This is a genomic window from Pararhodonellum marinum (assembly GCF_015354735.1).
GTDB classification, from domain to species: domain Bacteria; phylum Bacteroidota; class Bacteroidia; order Cytophagales; family Cyclobacteriaceae; genus Pararhodonellum; species Pararhodonellum marinum.
Window position 1 is genome coordinate 74,299 of the sequence record NZ_JACEFJ010000005.1, and the last position, 12,694, is coordinate 86,992.

The window sequence follows — 12,694 nt, forward strand, 5'->3', positions numbered from 1 at the left end:
TTAATTTTTTGATGTGCAGCGAACCTTGTTTGTTGCGCATTTTTTTTGCCTCTTGGACTCAGAACCAATAGATTTCTCCTCTGATCTCAACTGCACAAACTGCACAAAAAAATACCCATCATCTTTATGTATTAATTGGCCACAACCTTACCAGCTTAATTCCCCTTCGATCCAAAGAGAGGGGCCGCCATCGCTGTCAGTAGCCATGACGAGCTGGACCTTTCGGTCTGAATTTTTTTCTTTAACCCAGATGGATTCTACCTTAGGAGGCTCTTCTAGTCCCAAGATTGGGGCAAAACGAAAAGCTTCCGGTTGATTGATCTTGTTCAGCGCTACTATTCCGATAAAGCTGCCCAAAACTTCCCCATCGTCATAGGCATTGGGGGTATCTTCTACAGAAGCTGTAAAAATCAGAAAGGGGTCCTCGTAGATAAAAGTTGCCCCGGAAAATCCAGCTGCTATTCCATTTATTTTGGGCATCACACATTTAAAAATATCGATGTGAGGAATTTTCCCCTTGCCGGATAAATAGTCATAGAAGGCTTGGCCATTAAACCGAAAAATCAGATTATTTGCTCGGTTCAAAAGGTAGAAATCCTTTTTATAGACTGTGAAGGCTTCCAAATTCAATTCTGCCCCCTTCATTTCCTCAAAGGATTTTAAGTGGGCATAAAAATCCAACATGGAATAGGTATTGACTTGGATAGGCTGGTTCGGATTTACCTTGACCATGATGTCGCGCTCTGGAGATTTGGAACCTGAACCGAATATCCAGATTTCACCATTCACACTTTCCATGGCTTCAAAATCAGGCTTAAGGGCTTTGGGGATACTGGACTCGACCAAATCCTCTAAGGGAAAAATAGAGATTTGGCCAATGATGGATAGACCTGAGTCCAGTTCAAACAAATAGGGAGAGTCATCCCCGATCACGAACCAACGATCCTCAATTTTACATACCCCTGAAGCACTGGGGATATTTTCCAGCACAGTGGCATGGGAAAGGGTAAATTCAGGTTGTTTATTCATACATGACAAGACAGACAAGATCAAAGTTAATAGACTAAATCTGCCAAGAATGATAAATAGATTATTCAAGTGGATTCCTTTTATTGGGTTGGTTTTGATGCTGAAAAGTATGGATTTTAAGTTTCTTAAGGGAGGGATTTGTTAAAATTGAATATTAATTTTCTGTGTATCCTCAAAATCCCCTCAGCCGGCCTGCCAAAACCCGGAGACCGAGCCTGCCGAGGCCATTTTGACTTTTTACATTTACTGGTAAAGAAGCGGATTATCATATTTTATTTTCTCCCCAAATCCCACCAATCTCAATTTTCAGAAAAAATTTCTAAATTTAGCCAGGTTACGGGCGATGGCCTTTCAAACCTTCAACATCCCTTCTTCCTTTATCCTTAACTTTCCATTATGATTAAAATGACTTATATCGCTCTGTTGTTCTTTGCAGCAACACTGAGCGGATTCTTGGTTGATTTGACTCCAAGCAAAGCAGGAAAAAAGTATTTAAATTCTACTTCCCATTATGCAAGTGACAGTACTTCCAAAGACTCTCTGGACCATCCCAAATTCAAGGAACTGCCCTTGAAACCGGAGCGTGAGGTAAAATTTACGACTAAAGAAGGCACCTGGATGAGTGTGGATGTGAGCCCTGACGGAAAAACGCTGGCCTTTGATTTGTTGGGAGACATCTTTACCATCCCCATCGAAGGGGGAAAGGCCACGCCCATCACTTCTGGCATGGCTTATGAAACCCACCCTCGCTTTTCTCCTGACGGCAAAAAAATATTGTTTACCTCCGATCGGGCTGGCAACGACAACCTCTGGTACATCGATATGGAAAAACAAGATACCGTACAGGTGACTAAGGACAAAAATGGGGATGTGCCGGGGGCGGCCTGGACACCGGATGGAGAATATATTGTGGTTTCAAAAGGAAGAAGGATCACCAAACTGTGGCTTTACCATAAGGACGGTGGAGGAGGAATTGAGTTGAATGAAACCCCGACCTCGATGAAAACCATCGACCCATTCGTCAGTCCTGATGGCAAAAAGGTGTATTTTTCCCATAGAACCGGTTCATGGAATTACAATGCCCTATTGCCGCAATACCAAATTGGTACCTACGATTTCGAAAAAGGTAAAATCAACAGTATCAGCAGTCGATACGGATCGGCTTTTGCCCCTACCTTGAGCAAGGATGGAAAATGGATGGTCTATGGCAGCCGATGGGAGGAAAAGACCGGTCTGGTTCTAAGAAATCTGGACTCCGGTGAGGAAAGATGGCTTGCCTATCCAGTACAAAGAGACGAGCAGGAAAGTATTGCCCCGCAGGGGGTTTTGCCGGGCATGTCTTTTACCCCGGACAGCCGATACCTGATCGCTTCCTATGGCGGAAAAATATGGCGCATTCCTGTGACAGAAAATGGTAAGGCTCAAGAAATACCCTTTGAGGTAGATGTGAAATTGGGAATGGGTCCCAGGTTGTATTTCAATTATGAGATCAAGGACACTACCGCAGCTTTGGCTTCACAAATCAGGGATGCGGTACCCTCTCCCGATGGGAAGAAGCTTGCCTTTACGGCCTTGAACCGCCTATATGTGATGGATTATCCCAATGGGACCCCTGAGCGGGTCTCTGACCATGACTTTACAGAGGCGATGCCGGCCTGGAGCCCGGATGGAAAGCAACTGGTATTTGTCACTTGGGATGAGGAAGAGGGCCATATGTACAAGGCTAGCTTAGGGAAGAAAAATACAGTCACCAAACTAACCCAAGAAAGCGGCCTTTACATTGGGCCAGCATGGAGTCAAAATAACCGAATCGCTGTCTTCAAAGGATCCAAACAACTGTGGAAAGATGCAGAGGGCCCTATGTTTGGCGGTGCAGATGCGGATTTGGTGTGGATACCTTCAGTAGGCGGTGCTCCCAGGAAGATTACGGAGGCATCAGGATATGGGAATGTACATTTTACCAAAGATACTTCCAGGGTATATCTGAATAAATCAGGAGGAAACCTGGTCAGCCTCAAATGGGATGGCACAGACGAAAAGGTATATGCCAAAGTGACCGGTATCACGGTTTTTGGTTCGGTAGCAGATGCCCATGACCACAGTGGACACGGACACGGTGAGGAGTTCTCTTCGGTTCGCTATGTCATGGGCATGCCCGTTTCCAATGCCGATGCAGTCAATTACTGCATGCTCCCTTCAGGAGCGAGTGCTCAGGAGCCTCAGATGCAGCCCAGCAGTGCCAGTACCATTTTGATGGCTCCGGAAGGCAACTTGGCCCTGGCCCAAATCAACAACAATGTGTATGTGGTCACTATCCCGGTGGCAGGCAAAACACCTACGATCAATGTGAGTGAACCCAGTTCGAGCAATTTCCCTTCGCGTCAGCTGACTGAAATCGGAGGAGAATGGCCCGCTTGGGAAGCCAACGGCAAAAAAGTCCATTGGTCTCTCGGAAATGGCCATTGGGTCTATGACATTGACAAGGCCAAGCAGGTGGAGGATTCAGTGAAGACCGCCAAAAAATTAAAAATGCTGTCCGATGCGGATAGTGTAAAGACCCTGAAGGCCAAAGGAAAAGATGCCGTAAAGTTGGCTGATTCTTTAGCTAAAAAGGAGAAGGAGGCTTTGGCGGAATTATTGAAAAACGACAAGGAAAAAGCAAAGGCAGACAGTGTTTACAAAGCGGAACAAAAAGCCAAGGAAACCTATAAGCCCGAAGAAAAACAGGTGAAGGTGTACTATGCCAAAGATCAGCCAAAAGGAAAAATTTTACTCCAAAATGCCAGGATTATCACCATGAAGGGGGAAGAAGTGATCGAAAAGGGCGATATCCTGATCGAAAATAACCGGATAAAAGCGGTAGGCAAGTCGGGGACCTTGGAGGCAGGGGATGCCAAAGCCATAGACATTTCCGGAAAGACGGTCACACCGGGTTTTGTGGATACCCACGCCCACATGTGGCCGGTATGGGGATTGCACAAAAACACCGTATGGATGTATGCGGCCAATCTGGCCTACGGGGTGACCACTACGAGGGATCCCCAGACTTCCACTTCTGATGTTTTGACTTATGGGGACATGGTGGAAAGCGGCAAAATCCCCGGTCCAAGAGTTTACAGCACAGGACCGGGGGTAGGTTTTTGGATGTATAACCTCAAGTCTCTCGAACAAACCAAAAATGTATTGGAACAGTATAGCAAATATTACAATACACAATACATCAAAATGTACTTGGTAGGCAACCGGCAGCACAGACAATGGGTCATTATGGCCGCCAAGGAACAAAAACTAATGCCCACCACTGAAGGGGGACTGGATTACAAGCTGAACATGACCCAACTCATCGACGGATATCCCGGTCATGAACATGCCATTCCCATTTATCCGCTATTCAATGATGTAACCCAAACCATCGCCGAAAGCAAAATGGCAGTCACCCCCACATTGTTGGTAGCCTATGGTGGTCCTTGGGCAGAAAATTATTTCTACACCACGGAAAGCCCCCTTCATGATCCCAAGCTGAAGCGCTTCACCCCTTACGAGGAATTGAATTCCAAAGCCAGAAGAAGGGCCGGGTCATTGGGCGGTTGGTTTGCTCCTGAAGACCATGTATTCACCCAGCATGCAGAAGGGGTCAATGACATCGTAAAAAAGGGTGGTCTTGCAGGTATAGGGTCCCATGGGCAGTTGCAGGGATTGGGGTACCATTGGGAACTCTGGTCGGTGGCAAGTGGAGGCATGAGCAATATCGATGCACTTAGAACCGCTACGATTCTTGGGGCGGAAGCACTTGGGTTGGACAAGGAATTGGGCAGCATAGAAGCAGGAAAATTGGCTGATCTCGTGATCATGGAAGACAACCCCCTTGAAAATATCCGCCACACCAATACCATCACCCATGTGGTCAAAAACGGCCGGTTATACGATGGGGAAACCTTGGACGAAATCCTTCCCAATCCTAGAAAACTGGATACGAGCCCTTGGACCAAAACCGCCCCGGTGCTCAATACAGTTTTGAAATAATATTGAACCAACACATCAAAAAAACCAGCTCACAGGCTGGTTTTTTTATCTCTTTTTTAATATATCCTAATATCCAGCTAATATCCATAAACATCGCCTATAGGTAGCAACCATTGTTATTGCGGGTGAGATTCCATAGAGCTAGACCAGTTAATTCTCCAAAATATCCTCTCCTTCAAGCACTGGAATATCCAAGTCTGCATCCGTAATGTTTCTATCTCTAATGGCCCTTGCCTGACAGGTCTTGCAAAGTTCGGAGATTCCCTTTTCATCCCAGGAATCCTGTACACTACCCAGACTTTGTTCTCTGCCTCTGATATGCTGACAGTCATCAAATAAATGGTAGCGGTTGCCTGCCCTTGACCAATAGACGTTGTCACTGTCGTAGTTCAGTTTTTTGACCACCTCGGTCTGGGAGTTGATCTGTTCGGTGTATTTTTCTACAGAAGGTGGATCGAAATCCGCCCCTGATATGCCCGCTATCAACATGGCCACTGCTGCTATACCTCCTGCAATCCCTTTGGTTTTGCCACTTGCCTCTTTATTGGTAAGGATCAGAATGACCATAGGCAGGAAAGCCAACACATTCATGATGGCCCCAAACTGGTTTTGGAAGAAAAATTTCGTTTGGTCTGCTTCAGAAGCGGGATCCAAACGGTTGGCTTTTTTCCATAGCGTGGAGCCTGTAATGGCCAAAGCCAAGATCACAACGATGGCAATGATCAGGTAGGTCAGGGTTTCATCATTGATCAGATACAAGATGCTGACTACCTGACCAACCATGGCAATCAGCCAGGCAAGCAGGGCAAACATACGGAGTTGTTTGGCTTTTCCCTTACCTTCCGGACTGGCGACGAATTTTTTTTCGGTTGACATTTGATTTTAATTTATAGGTGGAAAATTGTTTCAAAGTGAATAACCGGAATTGTGTTAAACGACATAGGATTGCGAATTCAATCATAATGTCAGTCAATCCACCCACAAAATAATTATTTTTTGATATTTAATTCGTTTTTTTTAAAAATTTGAAAATCAAGGTTTTAATTCTCACCTTACACAATGTAGTTTCTATAAAATGGATTCCTCGAAAATGCAGCAAGATCAACAGCTGAACCCTATTGGGGTCCAGTTATTGACATAAAGGATCGTAATGTAAACTGAACTTATTTACAGTGTCAGTAATAAAAAAAACAAACCGTCACAAAATAATCCCAAAGCTAATGGCATTCAGTTTTGGTCCTCTGTCTGATTGGAAAAGATCATTAAAATCATAATTGAAAAACAGATCCACATCACCTACTCCGATTTCCAGTCTTCCTCCGTATCGGAAATCATTGACAAACATATTTGTTTTCTGAAATTCCCTTCTTCGGTTCCCGTTGTCGTCCCGGTAAACCAATTTTCCTCTACCTCCGAGCCTATAACCTGCATAAGGCCCCGCCCCTATTCTAAATTGCCCGTTGTTGCTTTTCAGAGTAGGGATGACTGCAATATTGGCGAAGGAGGCAGAAATTTTGGATTTGATTCCAGTCCCATCTTCGAAGGGTTCAAAGATCAGTCCATCTGGTGTTCGTAGGGCTTGTAGGTTCCTTTCTTCAAATTTAAAGTTGTACCAGCTTACTCCGAGGGTGGACTTGAGGTGAAAGTTTTTGCCTGCCCGGTATTGATGGTAAAAATTGATCGCCGGATTCCAGCTTCCCCAAGGCCTCACAGCTGGTGCAGTGTCATCGCCAACCCAAGAATTGATACCGATATCAAAGATCAGCCCTGTGCTTGACTTTCGGTTTACAAAGATTCTGACCTCATCACCTTCATAGGTTTTCCATTTATCTTCAAACTCCCAGGTTTTACTTCCGTCTTGGTTTTTGATCACTGTAACATTGGTGTCAAACAGGGAGAAAGTTCTGACTCTGATTGTTGCCTGTTCCGTGGAGGTGGAATCCTGGGCAAAAGTGACCCAAGACAAAAGGCAAGAAGCGGCAAGAAATAGTATGGTTTTTTTCATGGTTGTATCATTGAAATGCATCATTCAATAAAGTAGATACACCAAGTCTCCCAGAGGTTGCATGGGTTTTTAAAAAAATTTTTAAGCTTTCCTTATTTCACAAGTAAGAGTTACCGCCCCATAAAAGTAGATTAATTTTAGTATCCAAATATCCATCTAATATCCATCAATATCTCCTTGAACGAAAGTCCATGATTATTACGAATAACATTCCTCAGATTCAGACCCAAAATTATTGTTTTGCTTTTTTAATGATTTTCCCTGACTGGTTGGAAAAAACATCCTTTTCCTTAGCAATTTGCCCATTGACCAGAACATAGTCAAATCCTTCGGCCAGTTGAGCGGGATTTTCATAAGTGGCATTGGCTCTGACGGCCTCGGGATCAAAGACCAGTAAATCCGCTTTCATGCCTTCCCGAATCAGTCCACGGTCATGGATCCCCAAGCTTTGGGCTGTCAAGCCGGTCATTTTATAAATGGCCTCCGGGAGAGATAGAATAGGTTCCTTGATGACATAGGATTCGATTATTTTTGCGAATGTACCATAGCCTCTCGGGTGGTTAGAAGTGGGGCTACCGTCAGAGCATATGTTGACATGTTCATCTACCAAAAGGGCCTTCATGAGAACCTCATCCATCACAAAATAAGCAGCACTGGTTCCAGAAGGTCCGATATCCTCTATCAGAACTTTCTCGAATGGTTTTTCCAGAATCTCTCCGACTTCCTTTAAGGTTTTTCCTTTATAGGGCCCATTGCCGATCAAGGTGGCCTCAGGCCCGTTTCTTAGGTTGACCCGGTTTCTTAAATAGGTTTCCAGCTCCCCTCTTCTTTCTGCCATGACTTGGGAGTAGTCAGCAGGTGGCAGGGCCCATTCCGGGAATAGGATGGATATGCTGGTGTAACTGGCCTCATAAGGATATAGGTCAGCTGTGACCGTTTTGCCTTGGCCTCTTGCATTGTCAAGAAAAGCCAAAATTCCAGCCGCCCGTTCTTCCCCTTTTCCATATACTACTTTGATATGAGACACATGTACAGGACAGAATTCTCCCTGATCCAACAATTCCTTGAGTGATGCTTCAATGTATGCATCATCTTCATTGCGCATGTGGCTCATGATCATGCCGCCTTTCTTCCCGACCACCTTAGCCAGCCTGTTTAGTTCATCTGGCCCGGCAAGGTATCCGGGATTGTATTCCAGCCCAGTAGATAGGCCAAAACATCCTGCTTCCATCGCTGAGTTCACCAGATTTTCCATAGACCGCATTCCGGAATCGGTGGGTGTTTTGTCATATTGTACTCCTGAAAGCATTCTTAGGGTTCCATGACCTACAAACATGCCCACATTCACACCGGGTTTGATCTGGTCTACCGAGTCCATCCACCCTTTAAGGTCTATGGTTTCAGGGCTGAAACCGTCCTGTCCCAAAAAGATGCTGGTAACCCCCATGGCCAGAAAATTTTCAAATGCAGGCGTCTCCATAGGATCTCCATGGGCATGAGAATCAATAAAACCTGGTGTCAACATGCTCCCTCTTGCATCAATAATCCTTTCAGCATTGATGTCAAGACTGGTATCTTTCTCAATCTTGAAAATTTCATCCTCTATTATCAAGATCTGCCCGTAATAGGGCTCCGCACCACTTCCATCTATGATTTGTGCATTTTTGATCAGTAGGTTGATTTCTGTGGATGTGTTTTGATTTTTACAGGAGAAAGATAGAAGGGCTAGTATTCCAAGGAAGAGTGTGATGTTTTTGTTCATGGTTAATGATACAAAACAATTTCGAATGTTCCACCAAGGATAGGTAGGAATAAAAAAATCCTGAAATCGACAGGATATCAGGATTACTGAGTATTTGAAGCATTAAAATGGTTATCCGTTTCGTTGCCACTAACCCAATATTCATCTTCAAAAGGGTTGGAAGTCCGAAGTAGGAAGTCACCCGCCTTTCTTCGGGCAGGGGATGTGTGGGACATTTCGGTTTGGTGGCGAGAATTATATTGAATTACCATTTTACTGGGATCATTGCATACCTACATGAACATTAAATAATGGATTCTCTATACGGATTCCTCGGTTTTTCTTTTTTCCACCAATCCCTGGGTCAGTTTGTTGAGGGCCTCCACCTTGTATTCAAAATCCCCTTTCAAGGTTTCCCTGTATTGGTTGATGTTTTCTACCAGTTCATTGATGTCTTCGGGAATGACTTCTTCCAACAACTGCCGGAGTCGTTTGGCTGTGGTAGGGGATTTGCCATTGGTGCTGATGGCGATTTTTACATTGCCTTTGGTCACGATTCCCCCAAGGTAAAAATCACAAAGCGCTGGGGTGTCCGCTACATTGACCAATAAGAATCGCTCCTTGGCCTCATCATGAATTTGTTTGTTGACCCCCTTGTCATCCGTGGCTGCTATTACGATGTGTTTCCCTCCCAAATACTTTTCATGGTATAGGTCCTGGATGAGGGTAACGTTGGCACTGTTTTGCGCCAATTCCAAAAACTCCTCCGAAAATTCCTTAGAAACAGCGGTGACCTGTGCATTTGGACTGCTTTTAAGTAAGAAAGACAGTTTTTCGGTCCCAACAAACCCACCCCCGACCAATAATGTGTTCAATTGGTGGACCTTGAGAAAGATGGGATATAATGGATTGGCCATTTTAGGATATATTTAAGGTTACTGGGTGTAAGTTTAATTTTTGAGGATTTCCATTGTTTATTTTTCCATTACCTCGGCATACACCTCCATCAAGGACATGCTTTCTTTTACCACTTCCCCAATGATGATGATGGCAGGCGCCCCTATTTTGGATTCCTCCGCTTTGAAAAGGATATCCTGAATGGTACCAGCTACAATTTTTTGCTCAGCGGTAGTACCACTTTGAATGATGGCTACCGGAGTTTCCGACTTGCCTCCATTTTGATAGTGATTTACAATTTCCGGTAGTTTTTTAGTCCCCATCAAAACCACTACGGTTGCTGTAGATTGAACGGCCAATTGTAAATCCCTTGAAAGTTGGCCAGAGGAAGTGGTTCCGGTGATTACCCAGAAGCTTTCTGAAACCCCTCTTTTGGTCACAGGAATACCTGCTGAGGCAGGTACAGCGATAGAGGAGGTGATGCCGGGAACCACCTCAGTTGGTATACCAAAGGCTTGGATATGATCAATTTCCTCGGCCCCTCTGCCAAAAACAAATGGATCCCCTCCTTTCAGTCTAACCACATGCCCATGTTTTAAGGCGTAAGCGACACACAAGCGATTGGTTTCGTCCTGCGGATTCACCGTGCTGCCATTACGTTTGCCCACAAATATTTTCAGTGCCTTGGAAGGGGCATGCTTCAAAAGCCTTTTGTCAATCAGGGCATCATACAAGACCACGTCTGCCCTATTGAGGGCTAAAACACCTTTCAGGGTGATTAATTCAGGGTCACCTGGCCCTGCACCTACCAAAGTAACTTTTGGTTTTACTCTTGAATTCATATCGCCACCTCCTTCTCTCTGTATTGGTTGATTTGGTCAAATGCCCCTAATGCTTGCTTATAATAAGCTTTGGCAAATTCCTGTGTAGGTTCATTCGATTTGATCTGATAGGCCAGATCACTCAAGGTGCCCTCTAGGTTTATTTTCTCTGTCGCAATAAAGGTTTCATCAAACTTTTCCAAAATGCTTGCATAGGAATTGGTGCTGATGCTCTCAGACAGCAGAATGGCTTTGGCTGCATTGACCAGTCCGGCATAGGTGTGGTAGATGCTGTCGGACCATCTTTTTTCTTCGAGATTCTCTTTGGACAAATCCAGCTTTTCACCGGCTTCCAGCAAGAGCGTGGCGACCAAATCAATGACTACGCCGGCACATTCGCCCACGCCCACGGCAATTTGATAGGCTTCATGGTGACCCCAGTCGATTTGATCGGATTCCGTAAGCGTGCTTGTATCGGTCAATACTTTCAAAATATCATAGAAGTACATCTGACCCTGACGGTCATAGTAATCCAGAAAGCTTTCATTTTCTTCCCCATGTTGTTCATAGTCTTGGATCAAGATACGCAAAGAATCCGGGCCTCTTCTGCTTGGAATTTTGATCACTTTGTCAGCAAACCTGCCGTTGCCATTTCCGAGTGTGCCACCACCCAACAGGACCTGAAGGGCAGGGAAGACGGTTTTGCCTACCTTCATGGACATCCCCTGAAAACCAATATGGGCCATGTTGTGTTGTCCACAGGCATTCATACAACCTGAAATTTTGATGGTCAGGTCTTGGTTTTGAAGGTATTGAGGATATTCTGACAGAATTACTTTTTCCAGTTCTTTCGCAATGCCGGTACTGCTGGCAATGCCAAGGTTACAGGTGTCCGTACCGGGACATGCGGTGATGTCTCCGAAGGTGTTATACCCCGGAGAAGCAAAATCCAGTTTTTTGAGCTCTTGGTAGAAAAAGGGTACCAACTCCTGCTTCACATCCCGTATCAAAATGTTTTGTCTCAAAGTAAACCTCACCTCATTGTTGGCATAGGTTTTCACCAAAACAGCCAATTTTCTGGCCTGATCCGTTGTGAAATCTCCAAGGTGAACTTTGATCCCAATAGAAACATAGCCAGCCTGTTTTTGAGGCAGCACATTGGTCAGCTTCCACTGTTCATAGGCCAATTCCAAGGGCTCCTCCACCAGAATTGTTTCTGGCTGGGGGAGGGTCTTGGAGGCTTCATAGGTTTGATAATCTATTGGGTATTTTTTATATGGCAAAGCATTTTGTTCCTCCTTGACCAGTTGGAGGAAGGCTTCGACACCGATGTCTTTGATGAGAAATTTCATTCTTGCTTTCAGCCTTTTGGCCCGCTCTCCGTGTCGGTCAAAAATCCGCAAGACACCTTCAATAAAGGGGATAAGTTCATCTGTAGGCAAAAATTCTGTGATTAAATCAGCATGCCTGGGCTGGGACCCTAGTCCACCTCCCAACAAAACCTTGAATCCACGGATCTCTTTACCGCCTACGTTTTTTAGCTGAGGGATAAATCCCAAGTCGTGCAGGTAACTGAGGGCTGTATCTTCTTCAGAGGCAGAAAAAGCCATTTTGAATTTTCTGCCCATTTCCTGGCAGATGGGATTCCTAAGAAAATAACGAAAGACCACATCTGCATAAGGTGTCACATCGAAGGGCTCCAAAGGATCGGTACCTGCAGTTTCCGAAGCAGTAACATTTCTGACCGTATTCCCGCAGGCCTCCCGCAAGGTCACATCATCTTTTTCCAGTTCAGCCCATAGCTGAGGCGTTTCATCCAGACTTACATAGTGGATTTGAATGTCCTGCCTTGTAGTAATGTGAAGTTTGCCGGTGGAATAATGGTCGGTAACGTCAGCTATTCGGATCAGTTGCTCAGCCGTACTCTTGCCATAGGGCAGCTTGATTCGGATCATCTGAACCCCGGGCTGTCGCTGACCATAAACGCCTCTTGCCAACCTGAGACTTCTGAATTTTTCCTCATCGATGTTTCCTTCTCTGAATAGCCGGATTTTCTTTTCCAACTCCAGGATGTCTTTCTGAACGACGGGATCTTCTATTTCTGTTCTAAAACTTTGCATGCTCGAAGTAATTTACCCTATTGGGTTTGTGGTTTATAGGTTTTAAAATCAGGCCGAA

The 12,694-nt window shown here is 44.9% G+C and carries 8 protein-coding genes; 1 reads left to right on the forward strand and 7 read right to left on the reverse strand.

Going from position 1 to position 12,694, the window contains the following annotated elements:
* Positions 1 to 147 precede the first annotated feature (147 nt).
* Positions 148 to 1,029: a DUF6929 family protein gene (locus tag H1A14_RS11325; protein ID WP_194776371.1), complete on the reverse strand. Its 882-nt coding sequence runs from the start codon at positions 1,027 to 1,029 to the stop codon at positions 148 to 150.
* A 396-nt stretch (positions 1,030 to 1,425) separates the two neighbouring features.
* Here H1A14_RS11325 and H1A14_RS11330 point away from each other — a divergent pair, with 396 nt between their 5' ends.
* Positions 1,426 to 5,052, forward strand: a complete 3,627-nt coding sequence (locus H1A14_RS11330) for an amidohydrolase family protein (protein WP_194776372.1) — start codon at positions 1,426 to 1,428, stop codon at positions 5,050 to 5,052.
* A 150-nt stretch (positions 5,053 to 5,202) separates the two neighbouring features.
* On the opposite strand, the gene H1A14_RS11335 is transcribed toward H1A14_RS11330, so the two are convergent.
* The 6 genes from H1A14_RS11335 to H1A14_RS11360 all read right to left on the reverse strand — a co-directional run bounded on the left by H1A14_RS11335 (position 5,203) and on the right by H1A14_RS11360 (position 12,636).
* The gene (locus H1A14_RS11335) at positions 5,203 to 5,928 is read right to left on the reverse strand and encodes a hypothetical protein (RefSeq protein WP_194776373.1); all 726 of its coding nucleotides are present in this window, start codon (positions 5,926 to 5,928) and stop codon (positions 5,203 to 5,205) included.
* A gap of 322 nt (positions 5,929 to 6,250) precedes the next feature.
* Positions 6,251 to 7,057 (reverse strand): hypothetical protein, encoded by an 807-nt coding sequence (locus H1A14_RS11340; protein ID WP_194776374.1) that lies wholly within the window; start codon positions 7,055 to 7,057, stop codon positions 6,251 to 6,253.
* Between the two features lie 232 nt (positions 7,058 to 7,289).
* Positions 7,290 to 8,819, reverse strand: coding sequence for an N-acyl-D-amino-acid deacylase family protein (locus tag H1A14_RS11345; RefSeq protein ID WP_194776375.1), 1,530 nt, complete (start codon positions 8,817 to 8,819; stop codon positions 7,290 to 7,292).
* Between the two features lie 299 nt (positions 8,820 to 9,118).
* Positions 9,119 to 9,715, reverse strand: a complete 597-nt coding sequence (locus tag H1A14_RS11350) for a precorrin-2 dehydrogenase/sirohydrochlorin ferrochelatase family protein (RefSeq protein ID WP_194776376.1) — start codon at positions 9,713 to 9,715, stop codon at positions 9,119 to 9,121.
* Between the two features lie 57 nt (positions 9,716 to 9,772).
* Entirely contained in the window at positions 9,773 to 10,537 is a 765-nt protein-coding gene (gene cobA, locus H1A14_RS11355; RefSeq protein ID WP_194776377.1) for a uroporphyrinogen-III C-methyltransferase, read from the reverse strand.
* Positions 10,534 to 12,636, reverse strand: coding sequence for a HEPN domain-containing protein (locus tag H1A14_RS11360; protein WP_194776378.1), 2,103 nt, complete (start codon positions 12,634 to 12,636; stop codon positions 10,534 to 10,536). The genes cobA and H1A14_RS11360 overlap by 4 nt, the downstream gene beginning before the upstream one ends.
* Positions 12,637 to 12,694: the final 58 nt, after the last annotated feature.